This is a genomic window from Microcoleus sp. Pol12B3, from assembly GCF_036701355.1.
Classification (GTDB): Bacteria; Cyanobacteriota; Cyanobacteriia; order Cyanobacteriales; family Microcoleaceae; genus Microcoleus.
The window spans coordinates 114,205-132,731 of record NZ_JAUBQS010000011.1; the positions used below are offsets into that span (position 1 = coordinate 114,205).

At 47.1% G+C, this 18,527-nt stretch carries 19 protein-coding genes; 13 read left to right on the top strand and 6 right to left on the bottom strand.

Going from position 1 to position 18,527, the window contains the following annotated elements:
• Nucleotides 1-344: 344 nt before the first annotated feature.
• Both QUA53_RS08290 and QUA53_RS08295 read left to right on the top strand, forming a co-directional pair.
• Entirely contained in the window at nucleotides 345-1,178 is an 834-nt protein-coding gene (locus tag QUA53_RS08290) for a CPBP family intramembrane glutamic endopeptidase (RefSeq protein WP_333096241.1), read from the top strand.
• Between the two features lie 81 nt (nucleotides 1,179-1,259).
• Nucleotides 1,260-1,634, top strand: a complete 375-nt coding sequence (locus QUA53_RS08295; protein ID WP_333096242.1) for an S-layer protein — start codon at nucleotides 1,260-1,262, stop codon at nucleotides 1,632-1,634.
• An 81-nt stretch (nucleotides 1,635-1,715) separates the two neighbouring features.
• On the opposite strand, the gene QUA53_RS08300 is transcribed toward QUA53_RS08295, so the two are convergent.
• The 4 genes from QUA53_RS08300 to psbH all read right to left on the bottom strand — a co-directional run bounded on the left by QUA53_RS08300 (nucleotide 1,716) and on the right by psbH (nucleotide 3,257).
• Nucleotides 1,716-1,982: a DUF3146 family protein gene (locus tag QUA53_RS08300; RefSeq protein ID WP_006633689.1), complete on the bottom strand. Its 267-nt coding sequence runs from the start codon at nucleotides 1,980-1,982 to the stop codon at nucleotides 1,716-1,718.
• Entirely contained in the window at nucleotides 1,979-2,641 is a 663-nt protein-coding gene (pth, locus tag QUA53_RS08305; RefSeq protein WP_333096243.1) for an aminoacyl-tRNA hydrolase, read from the bottom strand. Before pth ends, QUA53_RS08300 begins: the two co-directional genes overlap by 4 nt.
• Nucleotides 2,642-2,902, bottom strand: a complete 261-nt coding sequence (locus QUA53_RS08310) for a TatA/E family twin arginine-targeting protein translocase (RefSeq protein ID WP_333096244.1) — start codon at nucleotides 2,900-2,902, stop codon at nucleotides 2,642-2,644. It abuts the gene before it with no gap.
• Nucleotides 2,903-3,053: 151 nt separating this feature from the next.
• Nucleotides 3,054-3,257, bottom strand: a complete 204-nt coding sequence (psbH, locus tag QUA53_RS08315) for a photosystem II reaction center phosphoprotein PsbH (RefSeq protein ID WP_172189685.1) — start codon at nucleotides 3,255-3,257, stop codon at nucleotides 3,054-3,056.
• Nucleotides 3,258-3,470: 213 nt separating this feature from the next.
• Here psbH and psbN point away from each other — a divergent pair, with 213 nt between their 5' ends.
• The 7 genes from psbN (at nucleotide 3,471) to QUA53_RS08350 (ending at nucleotide 10,350) form a co-directional block, all read left to right on the top strand.
• Nucleotides 3,471-3,602 carry a photosystem II reaction center protein PsbN gene (psbN, locus tag QUA53_RS08320; protein ID WP_006633693.1) on the top strand — a complete coding sequence of 44 codons (132 nt, stop codon included), beginning with the start codon at nucleotides 3,471-3,473 and terminating at the stop codon, nucleotides 3,600-3,602.
• A 258-nt stretch (nucleotides 3,603-3,860) separates the two neighbouring features.
• Nucleotides 3,861-4,961, top strand: a complete 1,101-nt coding sequence (gene aroC, locus QUA53_RS08325) for a chorismate synthase (RefSeq protein WP_190659307.1) — start codon at nucleotides 3,861-3,863, stop codon at nucleotides 4,959-4,961.
• Nucleotide 4,962: 1 nt separating this feature from the next.
• Complete coding sequence (locus tag QUA53_RS08330; RefSeq protein WP_333048652.1) at nucleotides 4,963-5,874, top strand: MBL fold metallo-hydrolase; 912 nt, start codon at nucleotides 4,963-4,965, stop codon at nucleotides 5,872-5,874.
• Nucleotides 5,875-6,507: 633 nt separating this feature from the next.
• Nucleotides 6,508-7,431: a hypothetical protein gene (locus tag QUA53_RS08335; protein WP_333071074.1), complete on the top strand. Its 924-nt coding sequence runs from the start codon at nucleotides 6,508-6,510 to the stop codon at nucleotides 7,429-7,431.
• An 826-nt stretch (nucleotides 7,432-8,257) separates the two neighbouring features.
• Entirely contained in the window at nucleotides 8,258-8,890 is a 633-nt protein-coding gene (locus QUA53_RS08340) for a class II aldolase/adducin family protein (RefSeq protein WP_333096245.1), read from the top strand.
• Between the two features lie 262 nt (nucleotides 8,891-9,152).
• Nucleotides 9,153-9,707 carry an Npun_F5560 family protein gene (locus QUA53_RS08345; protein ID WP_333078699.1) on the top strand — a complete coding sequence of 185 codons (555 nt, stop codon included), beginning with the start codon at nucleotides 9,153-9,155 and terminating at the stop codon, nucleotides 9,705-9,707.
• A complete protein-coding gene (locus QUA53_RS08350; protein ID WP_333096246.1) occupies nucleotides 9,700-10,350 on the top strand; it encodes a hypothetical protein in 651 nt (216 codons plus the stop codon). The genes QUA53_RS08345 and QUA53_RS08350 overlap by 8 nt, the downstream gene beginning before the upstream one ends.
• Before the next feature lie 44 nt (nucleotides 10,351-10,394).
• Here the strand turns inward: QUA53_RS08350 and QUA53_RS08355 are convergent, their stop codons facing one another.
• Nucleotides 10,395-10,739, bottom strand: a complete 345-nt coding sequence (locus QUA53_RS08355) for an STAS domain-containing protein (protein ID WP_333096247.1) — start codon at nucleotides 10,737-10,739, stop codon at nucleotides 10,395-10,397.
• 346 nt (nucleotides 10,740-11,085) lie between these two features.
• On the opposite strand from QUA53_RS08355, the gene QUA53_RS08360 reads away from it, so the two are divergent.
• On the top strand, nucleotides 11,086-11,709 hold the full coding sequence (locus QUA53_RS08360) for a DedA family protein (protein WP_333096248.1): 624 nt from the start codon (nucleotides 11,086-11,088) through the stop codon (nucleotides 11,707-11,709).
• A 926-nt stretch (nucleotides 11,710-12,635) separates the two neighbouring features.
• Here QUA53_RS08360 and purM read toward each other — a convergent pair.
• Entirely contained in the window at nucleotides 12,636-13,664 is a 1,029-nt protein-coding gene (gene purM / locus QUA53_RS08365) for a phosphoribosylformylglycinamidine cyclo-ligase (protein ID WP_333096249.1), read from the bottom strand.
• A 489-nt stretch (nucleotides 13,665-14,153) separates the two neighbouring features.
• Between purM and QUA53_RS08370 the strand changes: the two genes are divergently transcribed.
• From QUA53_RS08370 to QUA53_RS08380, 3 genes are all read left to right on the top strand, one after another.
• The gene (locus tag QUA53_RS08370; RefSeq protein ID WP_333248790.1) at nucleotides 14,154-15,230 is read left to right on the top strand and encodes a septal ring lytic transglycosylase RlpA family protein; all 1,077 of its coding nucleotides are present in this window, start codon (nucleotides 14,154-14,156) and stop codon (nucleotides 15,228-15,230) included.
• A gap of 194 nt (nucleotides 15,231-15,424) precedes the next feature.
• Nucleotides 15,425-17,014: a bifunctional pantoate--beta-alanine ligase/(d)CMP kinase gene (locus QUA53_RS08375; protein WP_333096253.1), complete on the top strand. Its 1,590-nt coding sequence runs from the start codon at nucleotides 15,425-15,427 to the stop codon at nucleotides 17,012-17,014.
• Nucleotides 17,015-17,518: 504 nt separating this feature from the next.
• Complete coding sequence (locus tag QUA53_RS08380) at nucleotides 17,519-18,454, top strand: polysaccharide deacetylase family protein (RefSeq protein ID WP_333096255.1); 936 nt, start codon at nucleotides 17,519-17,521, stop codon at nucleotides 18,452-18,454.
• The last annotated feature ends 73 nt before the right edge of the window (nucleotides 18,455-18,527 follow it).

Sequence of the window (18,527 nt, forward strand, 5' to 3'; positions counted from 1 at the left end):
TTCTAGCTTTTTCCGTCTGCTTTGTACATTCTCTCGGATTTATCCAACTCTAACTCTCGGATTTACTCAAGCCTGACTCTCGGATTTACCAAATTCTAACTCTCGGATTTACTCAAGCCTGACTCAGCCAAAAGTTCTCGCATTCACCCGCAAGCCCGCCGGGGATTTAAATCCCCGTCTTATAGCAAAAGTCGGTTAAAACCGACTGCCAACCTAAATTAGATTGTGATAAATTTCAGTTTTCTTTGAGAGGACTTTCGCTATGAGACAGGGGTTAAAAACCCCTGTCGGACAGTCCGACAGACCAATAAGCCGATTTACCCAATTTCAACTCATTTACAACAATGATTAACCGCCTCCAAATAATAGCCAGTTATCCATTTCCTTTGCGTGTAATAATTTTCCTATTAATCTTGCTAGCAATTTGGCTGCCGCTAGCAGCACCAATTTATCTTTTAGTTAAAGATAGTAACCTAGCAACTATTCTGACAATGGGATTGTTGTTTACTGAGTTTCTGTACCTAGTGCCGCGCTGGGGAAAACAGGTTTACGGACAAACCCAATTACTCAAAAGTTACGGTTTAATCAATACCCGAAAAAACGGTTTTGAGCTTTTAATCGGATTGGCGATCGGGCTTTTGCTCACTTTCAGCTTATTTGCGGTGCAAGGGCTGTTCGGCTTAGTCGCGTGGCAAAATTCTGATAATTTGCCGAGAATCATCGCAGAAGGGCTGTTAAGCGCCCTTGGAGTCGGTTTTGCCGAGGAGTTGGTATTCCGTGGTTGGTTGCTGGACGAGTTGCAGCGGGATTACAATTATAAAATATCTCTGTGGGCGAATAGCCTGGTGTTTGCCCTATCTCATTTTATCAAACCTGTCGCGGCAATGCTGGGGAGTTGGCCGCAGTTTCCGGGGTTGTTGTTGCTGGGTTTGATTCTGGTTTGGGGAAAAAGATCGCGCCAAAATCGCCTGGGTTTGTCGATCGGGCTTCATGCAGGTTTAGTCTGGGGATATTACATCATTAACATCGGCCAGTTAGTGCGATATTCGGCATCTGTTCCCCACTGGGTGACAGGAGTTAACGGCAATCCGCTAGCTGGGGTCGTGGGGCTGTTGTTTTTGAGTGTCTTGGCCTTGGGAATGCGAAAAATGTCTGAACATTTCAAAGGTTCCGAGTAAGGACGAAGAGTCCTTATTTTCCCCTGTTTTGAGGACTAAACTCCTCACTACTCATCAACTTATTCAGAAATTTATAAATGTATGAAACTCACCATCTTTGCCACTGCTACACTGTTAATTTCTACAGGTATTTTTGCTCCTGCCAAAGCAGAAAATACCACACAAGCCAAGCCAAGTAATTCTTTAGTTCAAGTGCAGGTAATACGACAACAAATTCTCCATGCTTGCGTGCAGAATCAAGCTGAAACCCTGCCAAATCCTTTTAGCGATGCACCTTCCGATCACTGGGCTTACAAAGCTGTTTTGACAATGTATTATTGCGGGGCTTACCGAGAAGGGATGAACCCTGCTTTAATTAAAGAATCACTTGAATCGGGACCTCCTACTAGAGAAAGTTTGCCTTCCCGATCGCCCTTTCCCAATTTCCCATTACAGCCATTTCCCGTGATTAATTAAAGAATTACTGGAAGCGGGATATCCTACTAAAGGAAGTTTTTATTCCCGATTACTTTTGCCACATTTCCCATTACCAAGATTTTAAAACTGAGCCCGAACCGTAAACGAATAATCGCCACCTGGTTCTAATTGATAATCCCATTTTTCTAGAAAACGGTGCAGAGGTTCCTGAATCAATGCCCTACCCTGAGAAGGCTCAAGTATCAGTGTTTTTTCTGACGTGAAACGCCACTGAAACTGCCACTCAAAATTGCCGGCAGTCACTTCACCCTCAATCGTGCCTTTTTGCCAAGATTGGCCAGTAACCCGGACATATGCAGTTGTTTCGGGCAAACGTCTCGAACTCACCTTTTTGTTTCCGCGTTTGTTTCTGCAATTGTGCGACTATTGTAAAGGCTCATGGCTTTTTCTACTCCTTGGTGCAGACTTAGTTCCACAGCTTCTACAACCAGTTTAAGCACTTTCTCTACTAACTGACTTTCCTCTGAAGAAAACTTTCCTAACACGAAGGAAATCGTATCTTTCTCATTTTTAGCAGCATCGTTTTGAGGTTTGCCGATGCCAATCCGCAAGCGGGGAAATTTGTCTGTGCCCAAATGAGAAATTGTCGATTTCATGCCGTTGTGTCCGCCGGCAGAACCGGCAAGCCGCATTCTCAATTTCCCGATCGGCAAATCCATATCATCGTATACTATTAATACCGACTCCGCAGGTATTTTGTACCAATCCGCCGCCGCCCGAATCGCTTGACCGGAAAGATTCATGTAAGTAAGCGGTTTCAGCAAGCGGATTTTCTTTCCCCGCGGCCGGTTTCCCTCGCCAAATATGCCTTGAAATTTGCGATTTTCCGACAGAGAAATCTGCCAAGATTTAGCCAAGGCATCGACAGCATTAAAGCCTATGTTGTGTCGGGTGCGATCGTATTTAGGTTCGGGATTTCCCAACCCAACTATTAGCTGGGGAATCACTAACTCCGCTGGTGTTTCCGACTTCTGAGTGTTGTTCATTTAACTGTCTGTGCTATCTTCCTTGGGCTTCGCCGCCGCGAGTTTTTCAGTTTCGGGTTTGCTGCTAGTTGCTACAGCTTCTTCTAACTGCTTGGCTTCCCGCGTGAACTCCGACTCAAAATCCCGCGAAGCATCTTGAAATCCCCGAATTGCCTTCCCCATACTCCTGCCGATTTCGGGTAATTTTTTCGGACCGAATACCAAAAGGGCGATCGTAAAAATAACGGCCATTTCCGGCAAACCAATGCCAAAAATATTCATGGTTTTTCTCCTGCAATTTATTTAGTTACTTCTTGTTTATTTCTGCCAAAAGTAATCGGAAAGGGTAAGGAAAAACGGGAAAACTTAGCTTTTACCCTTTCTCCTCAACCCTCAGCTTTTACTTTTAGCCTTACTGTTTTGCGATCAATTTTTAGCGGCCGAGACTCGACCAATCCATATCCACATTCTCCAGAATCAGCGAAGAGTTGTAGATTTGCAAAATAATCAACAAGAACACGAAAAACAGTCCAATGAAAACGCTCATCAACAGCGTGGTGCCCCAACCCGGAGCGACCTTGCCGTACTCTGAGTTAAGGGGTTTGAGTATATCTCCTAACCAAGTCCGTTGTGCCATAAGTCACCTACAATGAATCTCTACAGAAAAGTTTGACATATTTCTACCGCTAATTGCGATCGCAATTTCTCAGAAATGCGGCATGGGGGACTGGGAGAAGGGGGAATGGGGGTTGGGGACCATACCGTATTGCGCCTAAAATCACTAGACTTTCAGATGGATTGTTATTTTTTGTAATATTATAGAGTGGATCACTCATAATCGATCAAAAATATGGAACCTGCAGCAGTTCTTGGCATTTCACTGGGCGTGTGTCTGGTGGCAATCACCGGATTCTCGATCTACACCGCTTTCGGTCCCCCTTCTAAGGAATTGAGAGATCCTTTTGAAGAACACGAAGACTAAAGAAGAAGGAAATTCGGCAACGAGCAATGTACGGGATGTAACGGAGGTCAGGAAGAAGGAAGATTTTTTCCCTCTCCCCATCTCCCTGTCCCCATCCCTCTGTCTCCCTCGGGCTCGGATATATTTTTATAGCAGTAAAAAAGTGATGGTGTGGGGCGATCGCCTGTCGCCTACTCGTCAAATGGTATATTTTTCAGAAATACAGTAAATCTCTATTGGATTTAAGCTAAAAATTATTAGGTGTCAGGCTAAAGCATCATGGGGAACACATTTGGGCATTTATTTCGGATCTCGACATTTGGGGAATCTCACGGCGGCGGTGTGGGAGTAGTAATTGACGGTTGCCCGCCCCTGGTGTCGATCGACGCATCGGAAATTCAAGCCGAACTCGATCGCCGCCGCCCCGGCCAAAGCAAAATTACCACACCTCGCAAAGAAGCAGATACCTGCGAAATTCTGTCGGGGGTGTTTGAAGGCAAAACTTTGGGAACGCCGATCGCAATTTTAGTCCGCAATCAAGACACTCGCCCCCAAGATTACGGCGAAATGGCGACAACTTACCGCCCTTCTCACGCTGACGCTACCTACGATGCCAAGTACGGAATTCGTAACTGGCAAGGCGGAGGTCGATCGTCCGCAAGAGAGACAATAGGTAGAGTAGCAGCAGGGGCGATCGCTAAAAAAATTCTCAAACAAGCAGCAGGAGTCGAAATAGTCGGCTACGTCAAACGCATCAAAGACTTAGAATGTGTCGCCGACCCAGACACTGTTACCTTAGAACAAGTAGAAAGCAACATCGTCCGCTGTCCAGATGCCGAATGTGCCGAAAGAATGATTGAACTGATCGAAAAAGTTCGCGACAGCGGAGATTCGATCGGCGGTGTAGTCGAATGCGTCGCCCGCAATGTCCCAAAAGGCCTGGGAATGCCCGTCTTCGACAAACTCGAAGCCGACTTGGCCAAAGCCATCATGTCCTTGCCCGCCAGCAAAGGCTTTGAAATTGGTTCCGGGTTTGCCGGGACTCTGCTCAAGGGCAGCGAACATAATGATGAATACTATACTGATGATAAGGGTGTAATTCGTACAGTGACGAATCGCTCTGGCGGAATTCAGGGTGGAATTGCTAACGGCGAAAATATCATTTTGCGGGCGGCATTCAAGCCAACTGCGACAATTCGCCAGCAGCAGCGCACCGTTACCCGAGAAGGCGAAGAAACGCTGCTGGCTGCCAAGGGACGGCACGACCCTTGCGTTTTGCCAAGAGCTGTGCCAATGGTGGAAGCGATGGTAGCTTTAGTGTTGTGCGACCATCTGCTGCGCCATCACGGACAATGTGGAACCTTAAAGCCTGAATTTTAAAATGGAAATCAGCTTGTCCTCTGTAGCGGCAACTCCCCTTGATTGCCCTCAACCCTCCGAATCAATAAAAGGTATAGATGATTTTGTAGTACAGTTTTGGGGCGTGCGGGGCAGTGTTCCGACACCCGGACAGGAAACTGTTCGCTACGGCGGCAATACTTCTTGTTTGGAAATGCGAGTCGCTGGCAAACGCTTGATTTTTGACGGCGGAACAGGCTTGCGGATGCTGGGAGACCAGTTGGTGCAAGAAATGCCCGTGCAAGCTTATATGTTTTTTACTCACTATCACTGGGATCACATTCAAGGTTTCCCGCTGTTCGCCCCAGCTTTCATCCGCGGCAATAGCTTTGATATTTACGGGGCAACTCCGCCGGATGGAGATTGCATGAAAAGGCACTTCGTAGAACGGGTACTGCACTCGAATTCGCCGGTGCCGCTGATGGGTTTGCAGGCAGATTTGAATTTCTACGAACTCAATCACAACCAGACGATGATGCTGGATGATATTGAGATTAGGACGGGTTCTCTGAATCACCCAAATACTGCTATGGGATATCGGGTGACTTGGCAGGGACGATCTGTTGTTTACTGTTCGGATACCGAACATTTTCCCGATCGCCTAGATGAGAATGTCTACAATTTAGCCCTCGACGCTGATGTGCTGATTTACGATGCAATGTACACAGACGAGGAATATCACAACCCCAAGTCTCCGAAGGTGGGTTGGGGACACTCGACTTGGCAGGAAGCGGTGAGAATGGCTAAGGAGGCCCGGGTGAAACGAGTGGTAATTTTTCACCACGATCCGGCTCATACTGACGATTTTCTCGATCGCATCGCCGAAGATGTGCAAATCGCTTTTCCGAAGGCTGTGATGGCCCGCGAGGGTCTGATTTTGCCGATCGGCTTCTAAACCTTCGCCCTTGTGAACTCGATCGAACCATCAACCGATCAAACCATAATTGTTATGTGAATATGTGGAGCTGGGCGCGAGACCAGCTCCACAATTTTTTTAATACGCAGCAAACTCTTAACTGCATGGTATAATTGTTGTTTGTTAAGTTTTAAGGCAAAGTATTTAAGGTTTTTTTTATTCTTCAACCGCGTCCGCAAGACGCCAAGACGTAAGATAATTGGAGAATTGCCAAGGGTGAAAAGGAGACTGTTTTGAATGTCAACAAACACGGGGAGGCGAGGCGATCGCACGCCTGAGTGCTAGTCTGATGCCAGTAGACTTCCAGAAGCCTTGTTACAGATTAATTATTAAGGACAAAAACTGAAGTTATAGCTCGGCTCAAATAAAAGCGCGATCGGTTTTTTCGGATCATGAATATTGACAACTCTCAAAAGCTAATAGCTTTTAGGTAGAAGCAGAGAAAATTTTCAGCAGTCAATTTGACTAACCAGAAAGAAACGATGGCTCTTGGGTTTGGCAGGAGCTGCGGCCAGTGAATGTTATGACTTGACTATCAAAATGGGAAATTTACGTTTTAGATCTTCAGCACATCAATACAGATGGATTGCCTTAGGCAGTTTTGCTGTAATTATGGGTATTTCAGGCGCCCTGGCCTACCGCCTCGCCCCGCCCCCCGGATTCATGGCTCAAGGCACTCTCACTTCTAATAATCCGCCAGTCAAATTCTCGAGTACGGGCACGACAATTCTCAAGCAAGGAGAGCAACTCACCCCAGAGGTTCTGCTGGCAGATAATGTTGTCAAAGCAGTGGCAGATGCAGTTAAGCTGTCGCCCCAGCAAGTTCGACAAAATGCTAGTGTCAAAATTTCTAAGCCGGAACAACCCCTAGAGATTGTTGTTGGGTATCGCTCGCTCGATCAGGAGCAAGCAATCCAAACGGTGGATATGTTGATGAAAGGCATGGTGGAAAAAAGCCGCCTGATTAACAGATATCGGTGGCAATCAGTCAATCAGTCGCTCAATCAACGCTTGGCACAAGTCACTCAAGACCTGAAACAAGCTCAGCAAAAACTCGACCAATACGAAAGAGAACGCGCTCGGCTGTTGCAGCAAATGAAGCTTCAGCAAGACTTTTACAACAAAACTCAGCTTGCAATGGCGGATACGCAAGCTTCGGAAAAGGAAATGGTCAGCAGTTTGGCGGCCGCTACAGTGCCGCAAATTGTGGCGACGCCCACGAGCGATCCGACAGTGCCTCTGATTTTGGGAATTGGCCTGCTGTTGGCAATTTTGGTCAGCCGGGGTTTGATTCCTTCGGTGGCGGATTGGAAATACAAGGCAGCTTTTCAGCGAGAAGAAAGCGAAAGGCTCCAAAGTGCTTTGTACCGACTGATCAAAGAAGGTCGCGGCGAAATAACTCTGGTGCGGTTTGCGATGGAAACGCGGCTGTCGCCGGATGTCGCTCAGCGTTTTTTGAACCAACAAGCTGAAGTCTTCAATGCCAACTGCGAAATTAAAGACGACGGCAGTATCTTGTATCACTTCCACATTTAAAGGGCTACGAGCGATCGCACTCCACAGAAGACTTTAGCCGATCGAGCAGTGATGCCTCGATCGGCTTGTTTTTTTCTTAATAGGACTTATATCAGGTTCGGTCGATCGACTATCCCGCTCTAGGTGGGCACGGGTTTACGAGATCTATAACTTATACTACAACTACAGATTGTGGTAAGCCCGCCGACGCGAGCTGGGGTTGCGGTGATTTTACCCGACATGATATTACGCTCAACCCGGTTTCTTAGCTTTTAGGATTCCCCGAATCTAAAAATTGCTCGATCGACAGAGGTGTTGACTAACGTAGAGCACCCGAAGATGGGGCCAGTTCGTCCCAGACTGGCTAAAAATTTTTTTTTTGTTCCGCTTGCTTTTTGCTTAAATATATGTATAATGATAAAAAATCAGTAAATATACGGTTGCTTTTTACCTGATTGACCTGTTCGAGGGGTAATTTATCCTTAAATATTTATTAAGGTAGAAGTCAACTCAGTAGAAATGCGGTAGTATTGATTAGTAGCCGATTCAGCAAGATTATGTAGTTTCACATCAGAAACTCGATCGGGCAAAAGCCTGGAATCAAACTCCCCAACTGATAGCTTACATTTTCCTATTGAACTTTTGTAATCACCTAGAGGCTAAATCATGATTTTAGGAATAATTGGTTCTTCTTTCCTAGCTTACTTTTTGCTAATGTCGGTCGCTAATTACGGCGACACTGGAATGTAGATTACTTAAGGCACTTATGCACAGAGATATAAGGCAGCCGGCAAAAAAAGCTGTTTGACAACTTCTTGAGAACTTCGATTAAGTCTCAGCTTGGGTCATGTCTGTCGTGTCAGCTCGGACAAAAAAATGGATGGATGAAGGAGTCGTTAAGTACCGCTGTGACTGGGAAGAAGCAGACCCTGTAGCTGGCAGGAACATAGCAGATTTGATGGACTGGCGCGATCGGCTCCACGCTTGGGGATTAATTGGCGTCTACGAAAATGGCATAGGGTTTGGCAACGTCAGCGTCAGACTCGGCAATTCTTGCCAATTCGTAATTTCGGGAACCCAGACTGCACACTTGAGGACTCTGGGACCAGAATTCTACTGTACTGTTACCGAATTTAATTTAGAACAAAATTTCCTCGGCTGCCGGGGCCCCGTACAAGCTTCGTCGGAGTCCCTGACTCACGGGGCGCTGTACCTTCAGAGAGAGGATGTGGGAGGGATAATTCACGTCCATAATCCAAAGCTATGGCAGCAACTGCTGTTTAAGATTCCTACTACTAGAAAAGAAATACCTTACGGCACTCCTCAGATGGCCTCAGAAATGTTTAGACTTTTTGAGGAGGAGAATTTGGCAGAGCGCAAAATTCTGGCGATGGCCGGTCACGAGGACGGCATTATCTGTTTTGGCAGAACCGTGGACGAAGCTGGCAAAGTGCTTTCGGCTGTGATTGGTTACACATGATCTCTTGCACTATTCTTAGAAAAAGCTAAGAAACCTGGTTTATTGACAAAAAACCTAGGATTTTACCTGTGTCTGTGGCAAAAAACTAAGGTAATGACGTGGGTGCCTGATTTGAGTTAGACTGAGCTTTACCCTTGACATCGGGCCGCTGGCTCGATTTAGCCTAATGGGTTCAAAACTTTTGAAGTGCCTCTTGCCTCTGCGGTAAGGGAAAGATATTTTTAAATAGAAACACATTATATAACAAAAGCTGAGAGTCATCGTGAATCAAACTAAACTTGTAAGCTCAAAAGAATTGCAATCAGAGGTATCTCGTCTCACCGAAGAGCTGCAAATGCGCGACCAATTGGTGCAGCAGTTGTCTCAAGAACTTTTCAGGCTGGTGAAGGGCAATTCTAATTTTGTGCCGGCACCGGAAGTTTCCGATCGCCACCAAGCTCAAATGCAGGCAATGCGGGAACAACTCCAAGCTGTTGAAGAACAGGTGGGTTTTTATCAAGAACAAATTGCAGAGCGAGATGCTGAGGTTTACCAACTGCGGCAGTCGGTGCAAGAATTGACGGATCGCTCTCGGATGCTGGAACAGGTAGTACAGGAATTGCCGGGGGTTTACCGCCAGAAGTTTGCCGAACGGATCGAGCCGATTAAGGAAAAGTTGGATCAACTGCAAAAGGAAAACCGCCAGTTGCACACTGAGTTGCAAAGCGTAACTTACCGTCTAGCTGTGCGGAACCGCAAGGCTAAGGGCTTGGATCTGCCGAGTGTCGATGCTGAGGACGATCGGGGAATTCAAATGCCGAGCTTTGGCAATGTCTAAGGTTTTGATTGTGGCGGGTGGTGAGAATGATCCGGCCGCAAGTCTCAAGGCGGCGATCGCTCAATCTCATCCTTTAACTGAAGTCAATATCTGTGGGGTTTCTGAACTCCATTCTGGCGCGATCGCTCCGGGTGGGGCGATCGTTTGTCCTTTGACGCTGGATGTGCCAGAAAATCTGGTTTTTCCGGCTCAAGATGTGTTTCGATTTTGTGGCAATGTTTCGGCGGCGCGCGATCGAGTGTCCCAGGACTTGCTTTTTCCCGTCGGGGGTGGCAATTTTTGGCTGCCTGTGGTGTTGACGGCAAAGGGGCCACTGTATGCTGAAGTGATCGGTGGGGAACCTGACAAGCAGTCTGGCGAGTTGAGTTACTCTCAACCGGTGCATTTGTCGGATGTTTGGCGACAGCAGTTGTATGAGTTGGCTTACGGCTTGCTGAATCTTTTAAATGCGCCGCCGGCGACTTATTTGATGCAGTTCGGGTTTGTAGGGGAAAGGATTTGTTTCGATCGACTTTGGCCTTTTCCGGCTGCACCTGCGATCGCTTCTGTCGGCGTTCAAGTGCCGGATTTATTTCTTTGTCATTGGTATTGCTTGACAAATAAACCTATTTATGATATTGAAATTAGCTCTGCGGTTGCTTGAAGTCTCTTGGAAACTTGAGATTTAAACAGGGGTTCTCATTTGAATCAAGCAACTAAAGCCGGAGTTTCAGTGGAGATAACTTGCTCGAAACTGTCGAAGATTTCAAAGAGTTGGTCGAGTTGAGTAATTTCAAAAATTAGCTTGACTGTGGCTGAGAGGTTGCAGATGACGAGGCGGCATCCCCGGTGGCGGGCGGCGTTGAGTCCGCCGACTAAGGCGCAGATCCCGGAACTGTCGATGAAATCTACGGCGGCCATGTCTATTACCCAGAGTTTGTGGCGATCGGGCACAATCTCGGCTAGCTGTTGCTGGAGGAGGCTGCCGGCTTGGGAGTCGAGGCAGTTGTGAGGTTGAAGGACGATTGGTTGGTTGAAGTTGGGAAATTCCATAGCAGTTATCCTACGATCGTAAAGTATGAATAAGTTAGTTTAGTTGCTGACTCTGTTGAGAGACTCAGGGGATTTCAGCTAAGGTTTTAGGATGCGCGATCGGGCTAGGGAATCGGTGGGGAGAGCCGTTGTGATAAATTTAGTAGGAAACTAGGTAGCGATCGCGCCGAACGCAACCGCAACAATTCTCTATTAATCTAGTATGCCTGAAAGGCTAATTTTTAGTTAGGCCAGCGATCGCGACAACAGTGTGTTCTTCATCACAGCGAAAGATTGCACTATTGGCTGAATCGAGCCAATATATAAATGTATTGAGCTTTGCAAAAGTTTACGAAGGCAGTATCGAATGTCTTTTGAGTTTTTATCGTTAGAGACTATTCAGCAATTCGCGCGTGATTACGGCTACTGGGCAGTATTTCTGGGAATTTTGCTGGAAAATCTGGGAGTTCCTCTTCCAGGCGAGACTATTACGATTGCTGGCGGGTTTTTAGCTGGCAGCGGGGAACTGAATTACTGGTTTGTACTCGGCAGTGCGATCGCCGGTGCGACTGTGGGAGGAAACCTGGGTTATGCGATCGGCAGGTATGGCGGCTGGCCACTGCTGCTGAAGCTGGGACGATTTTTCCGCTTTCGAGAAGAACAACTGTTTGACTTAAAAGAACAGTTTAGCAAAAATGCAGCTAAAGCCGTATTTTTGGGCCGTTTCATCGCCCTGCTGCGAATTTTTGCTAGCCCCCTAGCGGGTATTGCAGAAATGCCTTTTTGGAAATTTTCGCTGTTCAATGTTCTGGGTGCTGCAAGCTGGGCATCTGTAATGGTGAGTTTATCGTACTTCTTGGGACAAGTTGTGTCTTTAGAGAAATTGGTAGCTTGGGCTGCTCAATTTGCGGTATTTGCTTTGCTGTTAGCAGTTGCTTGGATTGCAATTCCTATTTGGTTGGAGGCGCGGAGTTTGGACAAGACTAAGTAAGATTAGTGGTTAGACTTTTTGCAAGAGTTCTGGATTTTCTGTTTTTAACCGCAGATAAACGCAAATGAACGCAGATATTATCTATTTTTGCAAAAAGTCTAATGATTGGCGATCGTCTATTAATAATTCAGGACTTCATTCCTCAAAATCATCAATGATGTTCCTTGATTGAGTTAAATCGCACTTCAAAAAGCTCGATCGCTATAATTATAATTCACAGAATGCTGCGAACAAGGGAGGATAAGAAGTGCGAGCGCAATAATCAGAGGTTTCGCTGAAAAGCGATGTAATAAATACTCTAGCTCTTTAATTACTTTAAACAGTTCATTAGAAATATATTCAGAAATTACGCACGCAATCAAGGGCGTTAAATCAAGGGTTTAAGATTGCTTCACTAGGCTCTATTCGGACAGAAAATAGTAGTAAGTGTTTACATTCTCTGGATATCCCTGAATACACCAAGGAAACACCTTATTTACGAGATTTACGGGGCGACCCAAAACTTCAGCAATTTTAGGTTGATTATTTCGGTTATTTAGCAATAACACAATCATAATTCTTTCTCTAATATCTCCTTTTAAAGCCTATTCTAATGCTGAGTGCAGTTGCTCTATTTGTTTTGAGTTCAGATAATTTTGGGCAGGCATTTATACACTATTTTACGAAAATAGTTGTAAATTATACCCTATTTAAAAGCACAATAGCTTATTTTAATTTCATTTAAAATTAAAGCAACGCGTCATCTGTTGTGAATTCCTTTTTCTCTTTCTTACTCTGTGTCATCTGCGTCCTCTGCGGTTACTTTCAAAAGTATAAGTATAAATTTAACCGCAGATATACACAGATGAATGCAGGTTTAGATTGTCTGTTATTGCACAAAGCTAAGCACTGTTCAGCGCCGGCGATTGCTTCTTACTAATTACCCATTACCCGTTACCCATTATCAATTCTCCTTTCCCCTCAATCACTTCCCCGATCGCCCAAGCACCAATTCCCTGAGATTCAAACCTTTTAACAGCCCGATCGACTTCTGTGCGATCGAGCAACAGCACAAACCCAATCCCCATATTAAAAGTATTGAACATATCTGCTGGGGCAACTTGGCCCGCTTCAGCAATCCACTGGAAAATTGGCAAATTTTGCCAGCTATTGCTGTGAATTCTGACAGATTGATTAACTCCCAAACACCGGGGCAAATTTTCCGGCAAACCGCCGCCCGTAATGTGAGCCATGCCGTGAATTTCTAGACCGCTCTTAATTGCTTCGAGGACTGGTTTAACATAAATTTTAGTCGGAGTTAGCAGCACTTCTCCTAAACTTTTGCCACCTAACTTTTCGGGTTGGGAATCCCAGCCAAAACCCCGATCGCCCGCAATTTTTCTCACCAAACTAAAACCGTTGCTGTGGACGCCCGAACTGGCCAGCCCCACAGCCACATCTCCCACCTGCACCCGCGAACCGTCCAACAATTTGCTCTTTTCGACAATTCCCACACAAAACCCCGCCAAATCGTACTCACCCGCTTGGTAAAAACCGGGCATTTCTGCCGTTTCCCCTCCGAGTAAAGCACAGCCCGCTTGCTTGCAACCGTCAGCAATGCCGGCCACCACCGCAGCTAATTGTTCGGGATTTAACTTTCCTGTGGCTAAATAATCGAGAAAAAAGAGGGGTTCGGCCCCGGATGTCAGCACGTCGTTGACGCACATCGCCACCAAGTCGATACCTACCGTGTCGTGCCGATCGAGATTGTGGGCCAATTTCAACTTAGTCCCAACGCCGTCTGTACCCGAAACCATCACCGGCTCTTTTAAACCCTCCGGGACGCTGAAAAAACCGCTAAACCCGCCGAATCCGCCCAAAACTCCCGATCGGTGCGTGCTCTTGACCATACTCCCGATGCGCGAGACAAAAGCTCTGCCCGCCTCAACATCCACACCTGCTTCTCGATAATCCATAAGTCTGCCAAATCGATTTCCAGTTTTTAGTTTATGCCCATAACAGTTGACAAACAGCTTTTTTCACACTAGCCATTCGGCAGCCCACAAAAGACAATAAATTTTTGTAAATTTTTGTAAATTTTTCTGGAATAGCTGAAACGGCTGTAAGCTCTGGAACTAAAGGATTTTATGATAGAGGGTTTTGAGAAAATTTGATGAAGATTTGGTGAAAATCGCGATCGCAGCGATCCCCAACCACAAAAGTTTGTGGTAGTCTGTTGCAGTTCGTGAACAAAACACAAATTGCGGATCGAGTATGAGTTGTCAAGTGTCAGGGAAGTTTCCGCCAATTTTTTTTGCGGAAGCATTAAAGCAAAAACGCACCCGGATACTTTGCGTTGACTCACGGGGGAATGGCGAAGGGCAAGAGAGAAATCCTTGACGCCCGCCGCCAAATGGCCAATCCTCCAATCTCGGTTGGCAATGGCTATTCACAAAAATGGACGTATGAAGGAAAAATTTGTTGGTGGTCTACTCGCTGTCCTGTTAGTTCCTGTGGTAGGAACGGCATCCTCTTGTCACGCACAAGCAACAGGTGCCGACAACCAAAACTCTCAGGTTTCCGAGCAAGTAATTGCCACCCAAGCGTCCCGGCAGTTAAACGCTACTCGGGTCGAAGCGCAAAAAGTCGGACAGTATCAGTATCAAGCAAGAGCTGAAATTGCCCGAGACTCGATCGCCAAAATTCAGCCCCACGACCTAGGCGGGCGACAAGCAGCGACAGTCTACGTGCGAAACATTCCAGTCATCACCTTTCTGAACGCGAATCGGGAAACAAAAACGCCTTTGGGAGAAACTGGCAACAGCCAAGCCGGTGCTAGCAGTCCGTCAAAAGTAGCGGGCGCCAGAGAAAATCCTAAAGTCGGAAACATAGCCAGCAACGACAGCATCCAAGAACCTGATTCAGTTTGGCGGGCATCAAGCTTAGCAGCAAGACTCAATCAGCTAGCCCGCAACAACATCGATCCCAACAGCATTACCGTTAAGTGGGAAAAAGGCGATCGCTACATTATCCAGGCAAACGGCGAGGACTTGGTAAACATCAACGCCGAAACCATCCTCCCCGACACCACCAGGGACTTTAGCCGAGACGCCCTGCAAGCAACCAATCGCCTCCGCCGGCTTCTGGGCAACGCCCCACCCCTCGAAGAAGTCGCAGGCAAACCGCAACCAGAACCCGCTGTGCTGTCTCTGGGCCCAGTTCAAGTGCGCCTCAGCGGCTGGGCTTCCTGGTACGGCCCGGGATTTGACGGCAACCTCAGCGCCAGCGGCGAGCGTTTCAACCAAAATGATTTGACCGCAGCCCACCCAAATTTGCCTTTTGGAACTAGAGTCATGGTGAGAAATCTCGACAACGGCCGCACCGTAGTCGTCCGCATTAACGACCGCGGCCCCTATGTCGGCGATCGGCTCATTGACTTGTCCGCCGGCGCCGCCAGCGTACTGGGAATGATGAGCAGTGGCGTTGCCAGAGTGGAAATCGAAGTGATCGAACCGCAACAGCAAACAACAGTTGAACGCTGAACGGTAGTGTAAGGCAGAATACAAAAGTTATCCGAACTTTAGAAAGCAGAAAGTAGAATAAAACTGACATCTTCCACCATTCTTTGTGGAAGAGGCATTTTACCTGTTCTTGAGGATGGTGCAAGATGTCAAGTCGAACAAATTCTGACAAATAAACTCTGTATTCTGCCGAATGCCTTCAGGAGATTCTACCGGTGCGCCTGTTTACTACCATTGCAGCACTTCGCTGCTACTTAAATTTACAAAAATCTGCTGCACCTCATTTGACAGTCGGTTTGGTGCCGACGATGGGAGCTTTGCACGCAGGGCATCTGAGCTTGATCCAGCGGGCAAGGCAAGAAAATGCGATCGCCCTGGTCAGCATTTTTGTCAACCCGCTGCAATTTGGGCCGACAGAAGATTTTCAAGATTATCCTCGGAATTTCGAGCAAGATCGGCTGTTGTGCGAACAAGCTGGGGTTGACGCCATATTTGCTCCCTCAGCAACGGAAATGTTCGGCCATCAAGCAGTCGGCACAGAAACAGAGCAAACCGCCGAAAAACAGATAGAGATTCACCTTTCCTCCTTAACTCAAGTAGTCCCGCCGCCGGCGATGACATCGGTTTTGTGCGGCAAAGCAAGGCCCGGTCATTTTCAGGGCGTCGCGGCAATTGTTACTAAACTTTTGAGTTTGGTGCAGCCGACAAAAGCTTATTTCGGTCAAAAAGACGCCCAGCAGCTAGCAATTATTCGGAAGCTGGTCTTTGATTTTAACTTGCCTGTAGAGATTGTCGCTTGTCCGATCGTCCGCGAAGAGTCGGGACTGGCAATGAGTTCTCGCAATCAGTATTTAACAGCAGAGCAAAAACAGCAAGCCTCCGTACTCTACCGCGCGCTGCAACAAGCCTCGGAAACTTTTGCTTCAGGCGACCGCACCGCAGTGACCGCACTCGCTGCCGCCCGCGCAGCAGTCGCAGCAGAACCTGCAGTCAAGCTCGAATACGCCGAACTCGTCGATCCCGACACTTTGACGCCCTTGCAGCTTGTGGAAACAGCGGGACTTTTAGCCGTGGCCGCCAGAGTTGGCTCTACTCGTTTGATTGACAATATAATTCTCAGGAATCGTCGGCCCATTGTGGCGATCGACGGCCCGGCGGGAGCAGGCAAATCTACCGTAACTCGCCTTGCCGCAACTGCTTTGAACTTGTTTTATCTGGATACCGGTGCGATGTATCGGGCGCTGACTTGGCTGGCATTGAAAACAGACACGCCAATTTCCGACGAATGCGCGATCGCTGAATTAATCAGTTCCAGTTATTTGGAATACAATCTCGATCCCGCATCAAAGATGTTGAAGATTAACGGCGAAGACGTAACCGAGGCAATTCGCAGTTTGGAAGTCACATCCCGCGTCTCGCAAATGGCGGCAATTCCGGCCGTGCGGCAGTTTCTGGTGGAGGAACAGCGGCGCTGCGGCATAAAAGGCGGGATTATAGCAGAAGGCCGCGATATCGGCACTAACGTCTTTCCCGATGCGGAACTGAAGATTTTTTTGACGGCTTCGGTACAAGAGCGATCGCGCAGGCGGCTGTTAGAACTTAAAGATACCGAGCGGGCTAATATTAGCTTGGCCCAATTGGAACAAGACATCGCCCTGCGGGACGAAAAGGACAGCACCCGCGCGCTTGCACCTTTGCGTAAAGCGGCCGATGCTGTGGAAATTCAAACAGACAATCTGACTGTTGCTGAAGTTATCGATCGGATTGTCGTCTTGTACAAAGAGAGAATCGGCGCTAAAACTTAATTTTACAACCCTGGGGGCGCGCGATCGCCCTCATATCAAATCGGGTTAAACTCACATCTTGCACGATTCTCGCTCGCACAGGCTTTTGGGCCTGTTCCACAAAGGCTAAATTTTCTTGTGGGGAGTAGGGGTTGGGATCTTCTAGCCCGCCCTTGAAAGGCTTATTAATAATAGTGCAACATCTCACGTTAAACCAACTTGCAGTGTCAGGTAGGGACGCGGGTCCATGCGGGCTGAGCCCCTAAGAATATCGTGCCATGAATCCGATTTGAAATTCGTCCCCCTGGCTGGGGAAAAGTTCAACCATCCCGCGTTTTCATGCGTTAGGGCATTTCAGGCGTACAAATCTTAAATTTTTTTATCCGGATGGACTTCCCCGCGATAGGTTATTTCCAGTAGCATTTTTAGGGGCAGTCCAATTTAAGATTATCCTCTTAAGTGGATTAACGTGATATCAACATAAAATCTCAAATTAACTGTGCAAGGTGTGAAGGAGAGAAGGACGTGACAAAATTGAAACTGCTGTGGAGGCGGCGAAAAACTTTCATCGTTGCTTTTATGGCAGCCACAGGAAGTTTTTTGCTGGGTGTGACATGGCCGATTAACTTGCGGGCCAGTCAGCCATTGCAACCGATTCAGGCGCAAGTCTTGGCCGTATCCCAGTCGCAAGAACAACCGCCGATGTCCAATATTAATAAGTTCTCCGAGGCGATCGCCAATCGAGTAGAATTTTCCCAACAGGCTCTAGCCCAAGTGCAGGCAATCCGATTTCAATCAGCCGTACCGGATCAGTTTCAAGGTACAACCATTAGTCACGCGAAACTCGACTCCCAGCACAAGGCGATCGCCCTGACATTTGACGACGGCCCTTGGCCGAAAACAACTACACAAATCTTAGATATTCTCAAGGAAAATAATATTAAGGCTACATTCTTCTGGGTAGGAAGATACCTGAAAAATTCTCCCGAAATTGGCAAACAGGTCGCAGCAGCCGGTCACGCGATCGGCAACCACACTTGGAACCATGAATACCTTCAGTATAACGAAGACGGTGCAGCTCGCGAGATCGATCGCACTTCAGCCTTAATTGAGGACTTGACCGGCATCCAAACATCGATGTTCCGACCGCCAGGAGGCATTTTAAACAATGGATTGACAGCTTACGCTCAAAAGAAAAATTATGCAGTTGTGATGTGGTCTGCTGATTCTTTTGATTGGCGCACTCTTACGGAATCTTTAATGGAGAACGTGATGAGGCAGGCAAATTCTGGCGGCATTGTGCTGATGCACGACGGCGGCGGCAATCGATCTAGAACTGTAAAAGCTTTGCCTGATATTATTGCTAAACTGAGAAAGGAAGGGTACATTTTCGTAACAGTTCCCGAGTTATTGCAGATGCAAGAACAAGAGTCAAAACAGCAGCAAACAGCACAAAAATAAAAATTTGGAAAAGTGGGAGTTTACACCATTTTTCCATTTTCTTGTAAGTCGTTAGATTAATTTTTCATAACTC

Bases quoted from the DNA above. Each gene is read 5' to 3' on its own strand.
- QUA53_RS08290 (WP_333096241.1), top strand. From the start codon at position 345: ATGATTAACCGCCTCCAAATAATAGCCAGTTATCCATTTCCTTTGCGT.
- QUA53_RS08295 (WP_333096242.1), top strand. From the start codon at position 1,260: ATGAAACTCACCATCTTTGCCACTGCTACACTGTTAATTTCTACAGGT.
- pth (WP_333096243.1), bottom strand. From the start codon at position 2,641: ATGAACAACACTCAGAAGTCGGAAACACCAGCGGAGTTAGTGATTCCC.
- QUA53_RS08310 (WP_333096244.1), bottom strand. From the start codon at position 2,902: ATGAATATTTTTGGCATTGGTTTGCCGGAAATGGCCGTTATTTTTACG.
- psbH (WP_172189685.1), bottom strand. From the start codon at position 3,257: ATGGCACAACGGACTTGGTTAGGAGATATACTCAAACCCCTTAACTCA.
- psbN (WP_006633693.1), top strand. From the start codon at position 3,471: ATGGAACCTGCAGCAGTTCTTGGCATTTCACTGGGCGTGTGTCTGGTG.
- aroC (WP_190659307.1), top strand. From the start codon at position 3,861: ATGGGGAACACATTTGGGCATTTATTTCGGATCTCGACATTTGGGGAA.
- QUA53_RS08330 (WP_333048652.1), top strand. From the start codon at position 4,963: ATGGAAATCAGCTTGTCCTCTGTAGCGGCAACTCCCCTTGATTGCCCT.
- QUA53_RS08335 (WP_333071074.1), top strand. From the start codon at position 6,508: ATGGGTATTTCAGGCGCCCTGGCCTACCGCCTCGCCCCGCCCCCCGGA.
- QUA53_RS08340 (WP_333096245.1), top strand. From the start codon at position 8,258: ATGTCTGTCGTGTCAGCTCGGACAAAAAAATGGATGGATGAAGGAGTC.
- QUA53_RS08350 (WP_333096246.1), top strand. From the start codon at position 9,700: ATGTCTAAGGTTTTGATTGTGGCGGGTGGTGAGAATGATCCGGCCGCA.
- QUA53_RS08355 (WP_333096247.1), bottom strand. From the start codon at position 10,739: ATGGAATTTCCCAACTTCAACCAACCAATCGTCCTTCAACCTCACAAC.
- QUA53_RS08360 (WP_333096248.1), top strand. From the start codon at position 11,086: ATGTCTTTTGAGTTTTTATCGTTAGAGACTATTCAGCAATTCGCGCGT.
- purM (WP_333096249.1), bottom strand. From the start codon at position 13,664: ATGGATTATCGAGAAGCAGGTGTGGATGTTGAGGCGGGCAGAGCTTTT.
- QUA53_RS08370 (WP_333248790.1), top strand. From the start codon at position 14,154: ATGAAGGAAAAATTTGTTGGTGGTCTACTCGCTGTCCTGTTAGTTCCT.